Consider the following 15,505-nt stretch of genomic DNA (forward strand, 5'->3'; position numbering starts at 1 on the left):
TTTTGCTTCTTTTTTACCGGACCGACCTGATGCCGAATGCACCCCTTCGTACCGCCATTGAAGCTCTGTGGGAGCGTCGTGCGACGCTCAGCGCCCGTACGGAAGGCGAAGACCGCGATGTCGTGGAGAAAGTCCTGTCTGCTCTGGATGCCGGAACGCTGCGTGTCGCTGAGCCGTTTGCAGATGGCTGGACTGTTCATGAATGGCTGAAGAAGGCGGTCCTGCTGTCGTTCCGTCTGAATGACAGCAGGGTCATGGAGCGCGGTTGTGGTGGTGAGCCGGCCTTTGACAAGGTTCCGCTGAAGTTCGATGGCTGGGACCAGTTCCGTTTTGCCGAGGCCGGTTTCCGTGCGGTTCCGGGTGCGATCGTACGTCGCTCTGCGTTTATTGCGCCGAATGTGGTGCTGATGCCGAGCTTCGTGAATGTTGGCGCGCGCGTCGATAGCGGCACAATGATCGATACCTGGGCGACGGTTGGCTCCTGCGCCCAGATCGGCAAGAACTGCCATATCAGCGGCGGTGCGGGCATTGGTGGCGTTCTGGAACCGCTGCAGGCTGCTCCGGTCATCATTGAAGATGACTGCTTCATCGGGGCGCGTTCGGAAGTGGCCGAGGGCGTGATCGTTGAGAAGGGTTCCGTTCTGTCGATGGGCGTATTCCTTGGCGCCTCCACCAAGATCGTAGACCGTGCGACGGGCGAAGTTTTCATGGGCCGCGTCCCTGCCTATTCCGTCGTTGTGCCGGGCACGCTCCCGCCGAAGGAGCCGGGTATGCCGTCGCTGGCCTGTGCGGTAATCGTCAAGCGCGTGGACGAGCGGACCCGCTCCAAGACCTCCATCAACGATCTTCTGCGCGACTGATCCCGTGACGGGGTCAACCTTTCCAACGGATCCTGTGGCGCTGGCCCGGGATCTGTTACGCTGCCAGTCGGTCACGCCCGCCGACGGAGGGGCTCAGGCACTTCTGGCTGGTGTGCTGGAAGGGATGGGATTTGAGACGTTTCATCTCCCGTTCGGGCCTGCTGACGCGCCGACACCCAATCTTTATGCACGATTGGGGAAAAAGCATCCCGCGCTTTGCTTTGCGGGGCATACAGATGTCGTGCCGCCGGGCGAGGGCTGGGCGCATGATCCTTTTGCAGCAGTTATAGAGGGTGACCGGCTTTATGGACGCGGGATTGCGGACATGAAGGGCGGGGTGGCCTGTTTCGTGGCGGCTGTTGCTCGCCGTTTGGCGCTGGGGGCACTGAAGGGTTCCGTCTCACTGTTGATTACGGGAGACGAAGAAGGTCCGGCGCATTTCGGGACGAAGCCGGTCATTGAATGGCTGGCAGAGCGGGGTGAACTGCCTGATTTCTGCGTTCTGGGTGAGCCTACGAATCCCCAGGCACTGGGGGATGTCATCAAGATCGGCCGTCGGGGCAGCATGAATGCTGTCGTGACCGTCCATGGAATGCAGGGGCATGTGGCCTATCCGCATCTGGCGGATAATCCGGTCCATCGCCTTCTGGCAGCGTTTTCCGAACTGACGGCGCGAGAACTGGATACGGGGAGCGAGTGGTTTGATCCATCGTCCCTTCAGGTCACGAGCATCGATGTCGGGAACGGGGCAACCAATATTATTCCTGGAAGTGCTGTCGGCCGGCTGAATATCCGGTTCAATGATCTACACACCGGGGCTGCTCTGACAGAATGGATCGAGGACGTGGTGCAGTGTCATGCGCCCCGGGCTGACGTGCAGGTGTCTATCAGTGGCGAGGCCTTCCTGACACAGCCGGGCGATGCGGTGACGTGTCTGTCCGAGGCTGTACGCAGTGTCACGGGACGGACGCCCCGGCTCGATACCGGCGGCGGGACGTCGGATGCTCGGTTTATTTCGCAATACTGCGAGGTGGCCGAGTTCGGGCTTGTCGGTGCGACCATGCACAAGCGTGACGAGAACGTGGAGCTTGGGACGCTGGAGGATCTGACACGGATTTATCTCGCGTTCATGGAAGGATACGGGCTGTGACTTCGGGACGCCCGGGGCCGCTCCCTCCCACCGGAAATATGGCCATTCCGCTGGGCGTATGGCTTTTGGGGCGGGGGCGGTCCGAAGGGATCAACTGTTTTGCACCAGGAGCGGGAGCCCTGTTCGCAGCTCTGGCGCCGACGGTTGCGCTGGCGGTCATCGGTGTGTGGATGGCGTTTATGCTCTCACCTGCCGAAAGGATCATGGGGCTGGTGCGGGCTGTGGTGCCGCTGGTCTGCACACTGTTGCAGCTTGTTGTGTCGGAGCTTTATGCGGACGTCCTGAAGCGCAAGGGTCTATGGACGCGTTATGCAACGGCATCGCTTTGGTGCGGGTGGCTGCCACTGGCCATGCTGATCATGGCACAGGGTGTGTTGCATCTCATGATTCCGGGCACTGAGGCCTCCAGCCAGGCGCTGGGCGGTCTCGCTTTCGGGGCGCAACTCTATACACTATGGCTGACTTGGTATGTGACGAAGGTCGGGCTTGTGACGACCGGCTGGCAGGCTTTTGTCATGACTGTTCTGCAAACCCTGCCGGTAGGAGGATTGCTCTGGATCCTGTGGCTGCTGCCGCCGCATTACAACGCGGTTGTCGATCTGCTCGGGCTGTCGTCCTAGGCGCGGTTGAAAGGATCGTCGGGATAGCCGACATCCATCAGGCAGAGGCCCTCGGGAGGAGCTGTCTGCCCAGCCGCGCAGCGGTCTTTTGCTTCCAGAACTTCAATAATCTTTTCGACTGGCCACTGACGTGAGCCGATCATCATCAGGGTGCCGGCCATGTTGCGGACCTGATGGTGCAGGAAGGAGCGCGCTTTCGTGTCGATCATGACCAGTTCGGCATCACGGTGGACGTTCAGGACGTCCAGCGTGCGGATGGGGCTTCGGGCCTGACAGGCGACGGCACGAAAGGATGTGAAGTCATGCGGGCCGAGGAGATGGTTTGCGGCTTGCTGCATGAGGTTCACGTCCAGCGGGCGCTTGATATGCCAGACGCGGTTTTCCATTAACCCCGGACGGGCGGGGCGGTTGAGGATGGTGTAGCGGTAACTGCGCCATGTGGCGGAGAAACGCGCGTTCCATTCCGGGCCGACTTTCGCGGTTTCCAGCACAACGACGCGGTGTGGCTTGAGATGATAGCCCATGCCGTCGCGGATCTGTCGGGCGTCGATTGGGGCGTCATCCGGAAAATCAAGATGGATAACCATACCGGCCGCATGCACGCCGGCATCGGTGCGCCCGGCGGTGATGCTGGGGACCGGGCGGTTGCGGACCAGTTTCGAGGCGGCGGCTTCGATCAGGCCCTGAATGGAGGTGCCGTCGTTCTGCTTCTGCCAGCCGAGATAGCCGGTGCCGTCATATTCGATGCGTAGGGCCCAGCGGTTCAGACCGGTAGGCTCAGCGAGAGGTTCCGCAGCATTCGTATCAGACAAGGCGGATGCCTTTCGGCACGGGCTGACCGCGCAGGAAGTCGGAAGCGGACATCATGCTACGACCGGGTTTCTGCAGGCGATTGATACGTAGGGCACCGGTACTGCAGGCGATGGTGAGACTGTCATCAAGCGTAGTGCCGGGGGCAGCGCTATGGCTTTCGGCGGGTAGCGGGGTAGCTGCGCCGATCTTGAGGACGACATCGTTGAGCGTGGTGAACGCGCCGGGCCACGGCGTTAGACCACGGATCTGACGGTCGATCTCCGCGGCGCTGCGCGTCCAGTCGATACGTCCGTGATCGCGGGTCAGACGTTCGGCGTAGGTGACGCCGTCTTCGAGCTGCGGCATGGGTGTAGGCTGTTCGGCTAGCGCACGTACGACCAGACGGCCGCCGATTTCGGACAGGCGATCATGCAGCGTGCTGGCAGTATCGGTCGGGCTGATGGGGGTGGCTTCTTCCAGCAGCACCGCGCCGGTGTCGAGGCCTTCATCCATCTGCATTATGGAAACGCCACTCTGGGTGTCTCCAGCGATGATGGCGGACTGGATGGGTGATGCGCCACGCCAGCGGGGCAGGAGGCTCGCATGGATGTTCAGGCAGCCCAGACGCGGGGCGTTCAGCATTGCTTTCGGCAGGATGAGGCCATAGGCGGCGACCACGGCGGCGTCGGCATTCAGGGCAGCGAAGGCTTCGTGTTCAGCTGCGTCGCGGCGGACGCGTGCGGGCGTGCGTACCTCGATTCTGGCAGCTTCGGCGGCTTCATGAACCGGCGAGCGGCGAAGCGCTTTACCACGTCCTGCCGGACGGGGCGGTTGCGTGTAGACCGCGACCACCTCGTGACCGGCGTCGAGCAAGGCATGCAGCGCCGGGACCGAAAAGTCCGGCGTTCCCATGAAGATCAGCCGCATCGGGGATCAGCGCCTTCCGAGTTTCTGCTCTTTGGCCAAGCGGCGCATGATCATGTTGCGCTTGAGCGTCGAGAGGTGATCGACGAACAGGATGCCGTCAAGATGGTCCATCTCATGCTGGATGCAGGTGGCAAGCAGGCCGGATGCATCGCGCTCGATCGTCTCGCCCGCAAGGTTGCGGTAGCGCACGCGGATCGATTCGGGGCGGACGACTTCGGCATACTGGTTCGGCAGGGAAAGGCAGCCTTCCTCACGCGCGGCAAGCTGATCGGAATCAGAAATGATTTCCGGGTTGATCAGCACCATGGGCTCACGCGGTGCGTCTTCCTCGGCCACGTCCACCAGGGCGAAGCGCATGCCCAGACCGACCTGCGGAGCGGCGAGGCCGATGCCTGGTGCCTTGTACATGGCGGAAAACATGCCCGGAAGCTGTTCGCGGATAAAGGCAATGTCTTCAGGACGCACGTCACGGGTGACCTCTCGCAGCACGGGCTGGGGGGCAATCAGGATCGGAGTTGGCGGCACCGCGTCGATGCCGGACAGGAAATCGAATTCGCTCATGTCCTGCGATGTAGCGAGCGCGGGCGCCAAATGCCAGTCTAAGATCAGGTCTGAGTGCAGGTTTTGCGTTGCGTTCTGTAAGGGTAGAGCTTGCATCTGTGTGGGTGGACACCATATCGTAGGGTCAGCCGGTTGCCGCATGTATGGGGCCGGCCCTGTGTATGTCTCGCTCATGGAGGAGGCTTTAGCCCTATGTCCGGTCGCTTGTTCACATCCCCGATGTTTCTCGGTTTCGATCACCTTGAGCAAATGCTCGAACGTGCTGCCAAATCGACGTCCGACGGGTATCCCCCCTATAATATCGAGCAGCTCAGCGCCACGGCCCTGCGGATTACGCTGGCTGTCGCGGGCTTCGTAATGGACGATCTGCAGATCACGCAGGAAGATAATCAGCTTGTGATCCGCGGCCGTCAGGCGGATGACAGTCAGGGACGCATCTTCCTGCATCGCGGGATTGCGGCGCGGCAGTTCCATAAGGCATTCGTGCTGGCCGAAGGTATCGAAATCGGCGGCGCCTGGCTTGATAATGGCCTACTGCATATCGATCTCCTGCGTCCGGAGCCGGAAGTGCGCGTCAAGCGAATTGCCATTTCGCAAGGGCGGCGCAGCCCGGCACCTGGGCCAACGGTCCATCATGAAGTAGTGCCCCCTGTCGTGAAGGCACGGCGTACGACACGGCCGGCTCGCGATATCGATGACGAATAGATCCGGCACGTCCCTTTGACGGTCACACTTTCTACAAATTAAACCCTAGGGCCAGACGGCGTGAGCCGTCGTGGCTTCAGAAGGAACCTGAATTGAACAATCCCTTCGAAAACGGTGATCGTTCGGACGACAAACTCCCTGCGGATCTGCGCCGCATCACGGGGCCGCAGCTCCTGACGCTGGGCATGTCGCATCTCGCTTACGTCAAATCCGTCATGCATGACGGGGAACTGGTCGTGGCCATCCATGCCGCCGACGGGACGCCCATGGCGGTCGCGGAAGACGAGGAAAGTGCGCTTGATGCGATCCTCGAGCATGAGATGATCCCGACCCTGCTTCAGTAAATCCAGTCAGAAAGTCCACGCCCGTGAGCAAGAATGCTGATATTTCCCGTCACCTCGAAGAAGAGCGCCTTGCGGGCGTGGTCGTCCATAACGGGATAGCCTATCTGGCAGGTCAGGTTGCGGATGATGCTAGTCTCGATACGGAAGGGCAGACGGTCGACGTCCTTCGCCAGATTGATGCGCTTCTGGCCTCTCTGGGGACAGACAAAAGCAGGATCCTGTCGGTGCAGATCTTCCTGACGGATATCGGAGAAATCGGTGCGATGAATCGTGCCTGGGACGCATGGCTCGATCCGACGAACAAGCCAGCGCGCGCTACGGTTGAGGCGAAGCTGGCCGTGCCGGAATGGCGTGTTGAGATGACAGCGATTGCGGCGTTGAAATAAGAGACTGCTACCGGAGCACTGAAAAGTCGTCTTTCGATCAGGAAGGCGGCTTTTTTTGTGCCGGCAAGGGGCGGTTCAGACAGAGAACAGAAACTTTCTCAGTCGCCTGTCCAGTGCCTCGTGCAGGGACAGACCATGCTCGTCAATACCCGATACGGCGGTCAGCGATAATGCATTGACCAGCCACGCGCCTGTGACCGTTTTGAGATCCTCAGGCAGAAGACTACATTCCGTGCAGAAGCCGCCTTCCAGAAGCCGGGCCCGGGACGTTCCCGGCAACGCGCCGTCATGGATGGGCGGCGTGTGCAGACGTCCTTCCCTCAGAAACAGGATGTTCGCAGCGCTGGCTTCGGCAACAGCTCCCGTCGTTCCCAGAAGAAGCGCATCGTCCAGTCCTGCTGCGCTGGCTTCCATACGACTCATAATGGAGGGGAGGAAAGCAAGTGATTTGACACGCGCCAGTGGAGAATCTCCGTCCCGCCGGTAGCGACTGAGACCCAGCCGGACCGGAGCCGACACAGTCATTGTGGAAGCCGTGCCCTGAATGAGAACTGTCGGATTCGGCATAGCGGGGGGCACAAGGCCACGCGGCCCGGTGCCCCGTGTGACCGTTAGGCGCAGCGATCCGTCTGATAGATTCGTGGCGTGCACCAGGTCGGATACGGCCTGTGTCAGTAGCATTCGATCCGGCGCAGGCAGGCGAAGAATCGCGCATCCTTCCTCAAGCCGTGTGAGATGTCGCGTCAGATGAGGCGTTTGTCCGTTCGCAACGCGGATTGTTTCAAACAGACCATCGGAGAGCAGAAATCCTCGGTCATTCGGAGCAATATATGCATCTGTAATGCCCAGAAGGCGTCCATTGAGCCAGACTGTAGCGCTCATGCTTCAAAGGCCTTCAGGATCGGGGCGGCTTTCAGGAGCATTTCCGCATATTCCCGCATCGGATCGGACAGCACGGTAATGCCGCCTCCTGCACCGACGGAAATGGTGTTGCCCGACCGGGCCATGCTGCGGATGATGACGGAGCTGTCCATGGCCCCATCCTCGCCAATGCGGAACAGGCTGCCGCAATAGGATCCACGGGCAGAGGCTTCCAGAAGGTCGATGATCTCCATAGCGCGTTTTTTCGGAGCCCCCGTGACGGAACCTGGCGGAAGCGTGGCCTGAAGCAGATCAATGGCGTCCAGTTCGGGACGAAGCTGTCCCTGAACGGCCGAGACCAGATGCAGGACATGTGGGAACCGTTCAACCTTCGATAACTGTGGAACGCGCACGGAGCCGATCTGCGAGACGCGACCAATGTCGTTCCGCATCAGATCCGTAATCATCAGGTTTTCGGCGCACTCCTTTTCGTCTGCAGCCAGGAGGCGGCTGTTCCTGGCCGTTTCTTCCGCCGTCTGCCCCAGGGAAATGGTGCCCTTGATGGGGCGCGTCTCGATCAGCCTGTTCCGTGAAAGGGAAATGAATCGTTCCACAGAGGCACTAAGCAGCGAAAAATTCGGCGTTTTCAGATAGGCCCCGAACGGTGCCGGGGAGGTCTGCCGCAGTGTCTGGTAGGCAGTCAGTTCATTGAAATCGTCACCACAGTTCGCAATCCAGCGCATCGTCAGATTGGCCTGAAAAATATCGCCGGCCCGGATGAAGGCGATGATTCTGCGAACTGCGTCCATCCAAATGTCCCGCGGCTGTTCGGGCCGAAAATGCAGGAAGGGTTTGGCAGGTCGTATTGCGGGTGAGGTCAGATCAGGGGGCGGGTTTCCTTTCTGGCTGATCCACCAGCAGCGTTCTTCATGCCGGTTGAACGCCAACACATCCTTAAAGGAAGCGGCTACCAGTCTGGGCGCAGAAGAAACATGTCGGGACGGAACGTTTTCAAGCGCCATGCCCGCTTCATAACTCATCATACCAATCACCCCGCCGGTAAAGGGGATGATGCTTTCTGCTCTGGGGCAGCGGTTCGAGGCAGCGGCCATATCGCGTATATGCGACCAGACATCGCCTTTTACGGACATGCCGTTTCTGCGGAGGCTTACCGCGTTCCAGTCGAGGGTCTCGGCAGGAGACAGGCACAGAAAGGACCAGCGGGCACGTTCGTTCGTGTCTGGACCTCCACTATCGAGAAATGCGGCCCAGGGAGCGGATTCCATGGCGGAAAGCGCCTGTTCAGGCGGTCTCCAGGGAATTTCAGTGAGAGGCGGCGAAACGCGGGACATTCAGGCTCCGTAAGGGAAGTTCTGCCAGCCTGTCAAAGCCTTGCATCTCTGCCTGATGTATCAGGACGTGCGGCGCAGACGCTTGCGCTGGCTGGATTTCGCAATACCAAGCCCCTCGCGATATTTCGCAACGGTGCGGCGCTGGATGGCGAAGCCTTCCTGTTGCAGGAGAGCTGTCAGGGCATCATCGGACAGGACGTCGTCGCCTTCGGCTAAGATCAGTCCCTGAAGACGATGCTGGATGGCGTGGGCGCTCTGGGTCGTGCCGTTTCCGGATGGAAGAGCGGTTGAAAAGAAGAGCTTCAGTGGGACGGTTCCCTGCGGTGTGTCGATGTATTTGTTGCTGACAATGCGACTGATGGTGCTTTCATGCAGCTCCGTGCGCTCGGCGATTTCGCGCATGGTCAGGGGACGCAGGGCGGCTGGACCGTCGCGCAGGAAGGCGGCCTGATGCTGGACGATGGCATAACCGACGGTGAGGAGCGACTGTTTGCGGTTTTGCAGGGCACGGATCAGCGCTGTGGCTTCGGTGGCATAGGTGAGGAGTGTTTTTCCGGCGTCCGTATGGCTGTCAATCTGCGCACGCAGTGCATCGTCGAAGCGGAGTTTGGGAAGCAGGCGCGTGTTGAAGGTCAGGCGAAACCCAGAGCCGTGAGCGCGAACGATCAGGTCGGGTTCAATAGGTGGCGCGGGTGGCGGAAGGCTGAGGCCAGGGTGTGGATCAAGGGCCTGAATCTCGGCCAGCATGTCCAGCAGGTCTTCCTGATCGAGGGCGCATTTTTCGCGGAGTTTGCGCCAGTCTCGTCGGGCGAGGAGATCCAGATTGTCGAGCAGGATCTGCATCGCGGGATCGAGCCGGTTTCGGGCCCGGAGTTGTGCGGCCAGACATTCTTCAAGTGAGCGGGCGAAAAGCCCCACTGGCTCTAAATGCATGAGGATCTGTCGGATTTCTTCGAGCCGGGAGGTATCCATACCAAGCGCGGTCGCGAGATCCGTGACAGACACAGTCAGACGACCGGTTTCGTCGAGCGTGTCCAGTAGATGAAAAGCGGCGGTCTGCTCATCCGGAGGAATGGAGAGGCGGATCTGAAGGACCAGATCGTCACGATCGGACGGGGGTGGTGCTGCGGCTTCCGGACGGTCGGGCGCTACGGTGAATCGGTCCGGGTCGTCATCGTGGAACTCGTCTGACGCAGGCAGGGCGTCAGGGGCTGTGTCGCCGGGCTCCAGAATGAGGAGTGGGTTGGTTTCACAGACCTGCCGGAGATGCTGGGCGAGATCGGTCTGCGTATATTGCAGTAGCGCAATCGCCTGACGCAATTGAGGCGTCATGACGAGAGACTGCGACTGACGCTGGATCAGGCCCGGGACAAGCATCCCGGCATGTTACAGCGAGAAATTCTCTCCGAGATAGACCCGGCGGACATCTTCGTTCGCAACAATGGCTTCGGGTGTCCCTTCCATCAGGACCTGGCCGCCATGCATGATATAGGCGCGGTCAATGACTTCGAGCGTTTCGCGGACGTTATGGTCCGTGATCAGCACCCCGATACCGCGATCCTTCAGATGCGAAACGAGATCGCGGATTTCACCGACGGCAATCGGATCAATGCCGGCAAGCGGTTCATCAAGCAGGATGTAGTTCGGCTGGCTGGCGAGTGCACGGGCAATTTCCAGACGGCGGCGCTCACCACCGGACAGGGCGAGCGAAGGCGAGCGGCGTAGATGGGTAATGCCGAACTCGGCCAGCAGGCCGTTAAGCATCAAGTCGCGCTTTTCCGGGTCGGGCTCGACGACCTCAAGTGCCGCCATAATGTTCTGTTCGACATTCAGGCCACGGAAAATGCTGGCTTCCTGCGGCAGGTAGCCAACACCGAGACGCGCACGGCGATACATCGGAAGTTGCGTGATGTCCGCGCCATCCAGCGTGATGGTCCCGGTGTCGGGCTGTACGAGGCCGACGATCATATAAAAACTGGTCGTCTTGCCCGCACCGTTCGGGCCGAGAAGGCCAACGGCTTCGCCGCGTTGCACCTGAAGCGAGACGTTCTTGACGACGGCGCGCTTCTTGTAGGACTTGCCGATGCCGCTTGCGACGAGACCTGTTGGAGGCGGCGGAGAGGGGATGTAGCTGTCTGTCACTTGGGTGCCTGGCTGCTGTTGGCCTCGTTTGGCACGACGAGCCCCTGAATGGGCGAATCCGTGCCTGGCAGCATGGTTGCAATGCCGGTCTTCATGTTCACGATGGCCTGCGAACCATTGTTCTGGTTCTGGCCCTGCGTGACATGCACATGCCCGATCAGGCGTGCGATCTGGGTGTCGAAAACATAGACGCCGCGGTCGCCGGTAGCGGTCTGGGTCGGGGTACGGAGGACAACGTGTCCCCATCCGTAGGCACGGTCGAGCTTTGAGGCGCCGCCACCCATCGGATTGGAGGAATCGGTGGCCTGGGCCGGCTTGGCCGACTGCGGCTGTCCTGATGCAGGTGCGTCGCTGGGTTTGCTGAAGGAGACCAGCACGTCCGCCTTGACCTGCTTGCCATCATTGGTTGTCACGGTGGCATCACCGCGACCGACCGACATGCGTGTTTTCGAGTGATACTCCATCACGTCACGCGCAGTCAGGACGTCCTGCGGGGTCGTCAGTTTGAGATGCTTTCCGGTCATAACCATTACGGCCTGATCCATGTCGTACAGGGCATGATCGCCCCAACCCTGATCGGTCTGGTTGTAAATATGGACGTCGCCGCGAGCCTCGATCCGATAGAGCTCAAGAGAACCTCCCATCGGGTCGCCGCTGTTATCCTTGGCGTTAGCCGGGGGTGGAGGAGGAGCAGGCTGTCCCGGAGGCGGGGTTTTCTTGCGCAGATATCCGATCAGCGTGTCCGCATCGACCGTCACATCTCCACGCACGGCCCGTGCGCCTCCCGTAAGCGTCACGGTCTGGGCGTTGCGGTCATAGATCTCTTCTTTTTTCCAGAAGAGCTGGACGGCTTCGCCGTGGGACATGTCCAGTCCGTCCGCATGTGCCGGGGCTGGGGGAAGCGCGAGCGGCAGGGCGATGAGGAGGGGGAGGAGGGCTGCGGGGCGGGGGGTCATTTTTCGGTCTTCAGTCCTTGCAGGTGCAGGCGGGCCGCCGCACTCGGAGGGCCGTTGTCATCGTTGCGGACCGTCAGTCCCGGTCCCGTAAACTGCATGATACCTGCATGCTGGTCCAGAAAATAGCCTTGGGCGTCCTGCCGGCCGAAGGGACCTTCAGCGTGGACCCAGTCGCGGGATGCGATCACGCCGGCTTTAAGGTCCAGATCGGCGGAGGGGCCGTTCAACAGCAGGCCGTCGTCACGGTAGAGCACGACGTTGTCGTCGAGATCCAGCGTCTGTTCGTGCTGCATGTAAACGCCGCGATCGGAGCGGATATGGGCCCAGGAGTTGCCGGAGAGTTGGATGTCGGCGACCGGGTCGATCAGATCCACGCGATCAGGGCCCTGTTGGTGGGTGGTGCGGGCGGTGATCATGTAGGGGTGGTTATGGGCATCGAGGCCGCGATAGGTGGCCTGTTCCATGTTGCCGCTTTCCACGCGCAGACGAGCCATTTCCTTCAGGGCGGCGCGGTTCTGGTTCACGAGATGGGAAATCTCGGGCCAGGCGGCGATGGAACTGAGCAGGACGAGGGCAAGGCCTGGCAGCGCCCATTTGGCGAATCCTAGGAGGGAGCGGCGGCGGGCAAGCTGTTCGGCGTCGGGAGCCTGACGGATGCGCTGGAAGGCTGCGCGGCGCAGGCTGTCGAGACGGGCGAGACTCTCGGCGCGGTCGGGATCGAAATCTTCGCGGCGGATGCGGGGCTCGCCGTTTTCGGGGGGCGGAGCATTGGGGCCGGGAACGTTCGGGGTAGGGCCGTTCATGACAGGCCGCTTCGCAGGAGGTCGTGGACGTGGACGATTCCCGTGGGGCGCCGGTCTTCATCCACGATGAAGAGGCTCGTGATGGGGCGTTCGCGCTGGTTCATGAGTTGCAGCACGTCCTGCGCCAGTGTCGTGGGGGTGGCGGTGACGGGGGCGGCGTTCATGACGTCTTTCGCCGTGGTCGTGTCGAGGTCACCGGAGAGGGCGCGGCGCAGGTCGGCGTCTGTGATGAGGCCCTGAAGTACACCATTGTCATCAGTCACACCCATGCACCCGAATGACTTGCGTGTCATCTCGAGAATAACGGAGCGCAACGGGAGGCTGCTCTGTCCGAGAGGGAGGGCGTCACCTGTGTGCATCAGGTCACTGATGGGGCGCAGGCGGGCGCCGAGGAGACCGCCGGGGTGGAAAACGCCGAAATCACGGGCGGTAAAGCCGCGTTTTTCAAGCAGTGCGAGGGCAAGTGCGTCGCCCAGGGCGAGTTGCAGCAGGGTGCTGGTCGTCGGCGCCAACCCCATCGGGCAGGCCTCGGTGCTCGTGGGGAGGACCAGTGGGATCTCGGAAGCGCGGGCCAGGGCAGAGGTACCGACCGAGGTGATGGCGATCACGCAGTGCTTCTGTCGGGCAGCATAGGCCAGAATCGCGGCGAGTTCGGTGCTTTCGCCGGAATTGGAGAAGGCCAGGATCAGGTCGCCCGGGGCCACCATGCCCAGATCGCCGTGGGCGGCTTCTGCGGGGTGCAGGAAAAGGGAGGGCGTGCCAGTGGAGGCAAGGGTGGCCTGGATCTTGCGGGCGATATGGCCGGATTTGCCGATCCCGGTAACGATCAGTCGGCCTTCGCTCTCGGCGATGCGGTTCACGGCCTCGCAGAAGGCTTCTCCGAGCGGGCCGGAGAGGGCGTGTTCGAGGGCCTGAAGGCCTTTGCGCTCGATAGAGACGGTCTGGAGTGCCGAATCGAGCGCAGTACGGAAGGGGCGGGGCGACGGACGGTGCATGTTCAGGCCAGGCGGGAAATCAGGCGCGATGCGAGAAAATGTCGGGCTCTTCGTAGCCCATGAGGTCCAGTCGGCAGCGGGCCGGAAGGAAATCGTAGCAGGCCTGCGCAAGGTCACGGCGGTTTTCACGGATCAGCATGGCTTCGAGCTTATCCCACAATGCGTGAAGATACAGCACGTCCGAAGCGGCATAGAGGAGCTGGTCAGGGGTGAGGGTTTGTGCGCCCCAGTCTGAACTCTGCTGGTGTTTGGAGATTTCGACGCCAAGAAGGTCGCGACACAGATAGGCCAGGCCGTGGCGGTTGGTGAAGGTGTAGACCAGTCGGGCGGCGATCTTGGTGCAGATAACCGATGGGATTGTGATGTTGAAGGCGTTCTGCAGGACTGCGACGTCAAAGCGTGCGAAATGCATCAGCTTGGTGACGGAATCGTCTGTCAGAAGAGCCTTGAGGTTCGGGCAGTCATAGCCGCGGCCACCCATGGAGGCCGGCTTGATCTGGACGAGATGGGCTTCACCGTCGCCGGCTGAAAGTTGGACGAGGCAGAGGCGGTCACGATGGGGATTGAGACCCATGGTCTCGGTATCGATGGCGACGAGAGGGCCTAAATCAAAGTCATCCGGCAGATCGCCGTCATGAAGATGGATGGCGCTCTGCGAACTCATTTGTCGTCACCAAATTTTTTTGATCACCAGAGGATCGAGGCAGTATTTTGCCTGATCGTCTGTGGTGCCCAGAAGAAGACTCGAACTTCCACGTCCTTTCGGACACAGGTACCTGAAACCTGCGCGTCTACCAATTCCGCCATCTGGGCTCAGAAAGCACCGGGTTTTTTCAGTTTCCTGGAGCATCCCGGCTCGGTGAAGAGGCGTTTACCCCTGCACGTGTGGGGCGTCAACAGCTAAACTGAAAGAAAAACAACAATGCGTACAAATTTTTCCGTAGAGGGGACTGGCGGCGGCATGAGTGACGGGATTTGTGAAGGGAGCGGGCCGGACAGGGGCGTGCAGTCCGTGGGGCGGGTTGTGGCGGTTCTGGGCGGTGGAGGCTTTGTTGGCCGCGAGCTGGTGGGGCGGCTTGTGGCGTCGGGGCATGTGGTGCGTGTTGGCAGTCGCAATCCCGAGGGCGATCAGGCGTTGGCCCGCTTTCCGGGTGATGGGCGTGTGGAGTTCATCAAAGCGTCCGTGAATGACGTGGGTTCGCTGGAGCGTCTGTTCGCTGGGGCTGATGCGGGAATCAATCTTGTGTCGATCATGTCGCCGGATGTGAAGGCGATGCATCGCGTCAATGTGGAGGGTGCGCGTCTGGCGGCGCTTGCGGCGCAGCGCGAGGGCGTGGGGCAGTATATGCACATGTCCGCCATCGGGGCTTCGATACGCTCGCCTGGGAATTATGGGCGGAGCAAGGGGCTGGCCGAGCGTGTGGTGCGGGAGGTGTTTCCGGAAGCTGCGCTATTGCGGCCTTCAGTGATTTTTGGGCCCGACGACAGTTTCTTCAACATGTTCGCGTTGATTGCGAAGCTCTCGCCGGTGTTGCCGGTGTTTGCGGCGGGGACGCGGTTCCAGCCGGTCTGTGTTGGGGATGTGGCGCGGGCGGCGATGGCGCTGCTGACGCCGGAGCGTGGGGGCATGACAGTCGAGGCGGGTGGGCCGGATGTGCTGACCATGAAAGAGCTGATGGCGTTCGTGCTGGAGGCGTCGGGTCGTCGTCGGTTGCTGTTGCCGGTGCCGGACTGGGTGGCAAAGCTGGAGGCGGAAATCCTTGAGGCGTTGCCGGGGCATCTGCTGACGCGGGATCAGGTCGTGATGATGGGGCTGGATAATGTGGTGCAGCCGGGTGCGGATGATCTCCAGTCGCTCGGGATGAAGCCGACGGCGATGCGGAGTGTGGTGCCGGGTTATTTGAATGGTAGTGTTTGTGAGACTTGGCGGCGGTTTCGGAAATGATGGGTCCGATATGGACCTAAATAAGTGTGTGAAAAATGCCTCAGGAAGGCTGTGGATGGGGTATTTCCAATGAAGGGTCAGCACTGCTGACTATTATTGGATAAAG

Annotated in this window: 18 protein-coding genes and 1 tRNA gene; 7 read left to right on the top strand and 12 right to left on the bottom strand. The window is 61.0% G+C overall.

The window, feature by feature from the left end:
- Window positions 1-29 precede the first annotated feature (29 nt).
- Genes dapD through IGS75_RS10565 form a run of 3 tightly spaced genes read left to right on the top strand, consistent with a single transcriptional unit; the run spans window position 30 to window position 2,630 of the window.
- On the top strand, window positions 30-860 hold the full coding sequence (gene dapD / locus IGS75_RS10555) for a 2,3,4,5-tetrahydropyridine-2,6-dicarboxylate N-succinyltransferase (protein WP_141349908.1): 831 nt from the start codon (window positions 30-32) through the stop codon (window positions 858-860).
- A gap of 4 nt (window positions 861-864) precedes the next feature.
- On the top strand, window positions 865-2,010 hold the full coding sequence (gene dapE / locus IGS75_RS10560; protein WP_202256794.1) for a succinyl-diaminopimelate desuccinylase: 1,146 nt from the start codon (window positions 865-867) through the stop codon (window positions 2,008-2,010).
- The gene (locus IGS75_RS10565) at window positions 2,007-2,630 is read left to right on the top strand and encodes a hypothetical protein (protein WP_202256795.1); all 624 of its coding nucleotides are present in this window, start codon (window positions 2,007-2,009) and stop codon (window positions 2,628-2,630) included. Before dapE ends, IGS75_RS10565 begins: the two co-directional genes overlap by 4 nt.
- Here the strand turns inward: IGS75_RS10565 and truA are convergent.
- Genes truA through def form a run of 3 tightly spaced genes read right to left on the bottom strand, consistent with a single transcriptional unit; the run spans window position 2,627 to window position 4,910 of the window.
- On the bottom strand, window positions 2,627-3,442 hold the full coding sequence (gene truA, locus IGS75_RS10570) for a tRNA pseudouridine(38-40) synthase TruA (protein ID WP_202256796.1): 816 nt from the start codon (window positions 3,440-3,442) through the stop codon (window positions 2,627-2,629). The genes IGS75_RS10565 and truA overlap by 4 nt on opposite strands.
- The gene (fmt, locus tag IGS75_RS10575; RefSeq protein WP_202256797.1) at window positions 3,435-4,349 is read right to left on the bottom strand and encodes a methionyl-tRNA formyltransferase; all 915 of its coding nucleotides are present in this window, start codon (window positions 4,347-4,349) and stop codon (window positions 3,435-3,437) included. The genes truA and fmt overlap by 8 nt, the downstream gene beginning before the upstream one ends.
- Before the next feature lie 6 nt (window positions 4,350-4,355).
- On the bottom strand, window positions 4,356-4,910 hold the full coding sequence (gene def, locus IGS75_RS10580; protein WP_202256798.1) for a peptide deformylase: 555 nt from the start codon (window positions 4,908-4,910) through the stop codon (window positions 4,356-4,358).
- 192 nt (window positions 4,911-5,102) lie between these two features.
- Here def and IGS75_RS10585 point away from each other — a divergent pair, with 192 nt between their 5' ends.
- From IGS75_RS10585 to IGS75_RS10595, 3 genes are all read left to right on the top strand, one after another.
- Window positions 5,103-5,615: an Hsp20 family protein gene (locus tag IGS75_RS10585; protein ID WP_141349920.1), complete on the top strand. Its 513-nt coding sequence runs from the start codon at window positions 5,103-5,105 to the stop codon at window positions 5,613-5,615.
- Between the two features lie 92 nt (window positions 5,616-5,707).
- Window positions 5,708-5,959 carry a DUF1150 family protein gene (locus IGS75_RS10590; protein WP_011253358.1) on the top strand — a complete coding sequence of 84 codons (252 nt, stop codon included), beginning with the start codon at window positions 5,708-5,710 and terminating at the stop codon, window positions 5,957-5,959.
- A 23-nt stretch (window positions 5,960-5,982) separates the two neighbouring features.
- Complete coding sequence (locus tag IGS75_RS10595; RefSeq protein ID WP_202256799.1) at window positions 5,983-6,345, top strand: RidA family protein; 363 nt, start codon at window positions 5,983-5,985, stop codon at window positions 6,343-6,345.
- Between the two features lie 75 nt (window positions 6,346-6,420).
- On the opposite strand, the gene IGS75_RS10600 is transcribed toward IGS75_RS10595, so the two are convergent.
- The 9 genes from IGS75_RS10600 to IGS75_RS10640 form a co-directional block, all read right to left on the bottom strand.
- Window positions 6,421-7,227, bottom strand: a complete 807-nt coding sequence (locus tag IGS75_RS10600; protein WP_202256800.1) for an aminotransferase class IV — start codon at window positions 7,225-7,227, stop codon at window positions 6,421-6,423.
- A complete protein-coding gene (locus IGS75_RS10605) occupies window positions 7,224-8,558 on the bottom strand; it encodes an anthranilate synthase component I family protein (protein ID WP_202256801.1) in 1,335 nt (444 codons plus the stop codon). Before IGS75_RS10605 ends, IGS75_RS10600 begins: the two co-directional genes overlap by 4 nt.
- A gap of 60 nt (window positions 8,559-8,618) precedes the next feature.
- Window positions 8,619-9,935 carry an RNA polymerase factor sigma-54 gene (gene rpoN, locus IGS75_RS10610; protein ID WP_202256802.1) on the bottom strand — a complete coding sequence of 439 codons (1,317 nt, stop codon included), beginning with the start codon at window positions 9,933-9,935 and terminating at the stop codon, window positions 8,619-8,621.
- A 9-nt stretch (window positions 9,936-9,944) separates the two neighbouring features.
- The gene (lptB, locus tag IGS75_RS10615) at window positions 9,945-10,700 is read right to left on the bottom strand and encodes an LPS export ABC transporter ATP-binding protein (RefSeq protein WP_141349930.1); all 756 of its coding nucleotides are present in this window, start codon (window positions 10,698-10,700) and stop codon (window positions 9,945-9,947) included.
- Window positions 10,697-11,656 carry an LptA/OstA family protein gene (locus IGS75_RS10620; protein ID WP_202256803.1) on the bottom strand — a complete coding sequence of 320 codons (960 nt, stop codon included), beginning with the start codon at window positions 11,654-11,656 and terminating at the stop codon, window positions 10,697-10,699. Before IGS75_RS10620 ends, lptB begins: the two co-directional genes overlap by 4 nt.
- On the bottom strand, window positions 11,653-12,459 hold the full coding sequence (gene lptC / locus IGS75_RS10625) for an LPS export ABC transporter periplasmic protein LptC (RefSeq protein ID WP_228123656.1): 807 nt from the start codon (window positions 12,457-12,459) through the stop codon (window positions 11,653-11,655). Before lptC ends, IGS75_RS10620 begins: the two co-directional genes overlap by 4 nt.
- Window positions 12,456-13,454 (bottom strand): KpsF/GutQ family sugar-phosphate isomerase, encoded by a 999-nt coding sequence (locus tag IGS75_RS10630; protein WP_202258483.1) that lies wholly within the window; start codon window positions 13,452-13,454, stop codon window positions 12,456-12,458. The genes lptC and IGS75_RS10630 overlap by 4 nt, the downstream gene beginning before the upstream one ends.
- A 19-nt stretch (window positions 13,455-13,473) precedes the next feature.
- Window positions 13,474-14,118, bottom strand: a complete 645-nt coding sequence (locus tag IGS75_RS10635) for a ribonuclease D (protein WP_202256804.1) — start codon at window positions 14,116-14,118, stop codon at window positions 13,474-13,476.
- A gap of 62 nt (window positions 14,119-14,180) precedes the next feature.
- Window positions 14,181-14,267, bottom strand: a tRNA-Leu gene (locus tag IGS75_RS10640).
- Window positions 14,268-14,376: 109 nt separating this feature from the next.
- On the opposite strand from IGS75_RS10640, the gene IGS75_RS10645 reads away from it, so the two are divergent.
- A complete protein-coding gene (locus tag IGS75_RS10645; RefSeq protein ID WP_237468766.1) occupies window positions 14,377-15,399 on the top strand; it encodes a complex I NDUFA9 subunit family protein in 1,023 nt (340 codons plus the stop codon).
- Window positions 15,400-15,505: the final 106 nt, after the last annotated feature.

It is taken from the genome of Gluconobacter sphaericus (assembly GCF_016757795.1).
Taxonomy (GTDB): Bacteria; Pseudomonadota; Alphaproteobacteria; order Acetobacterales; family Acetobacteraceae; genus Gluconobacter; species Gluconobacter sphaericus.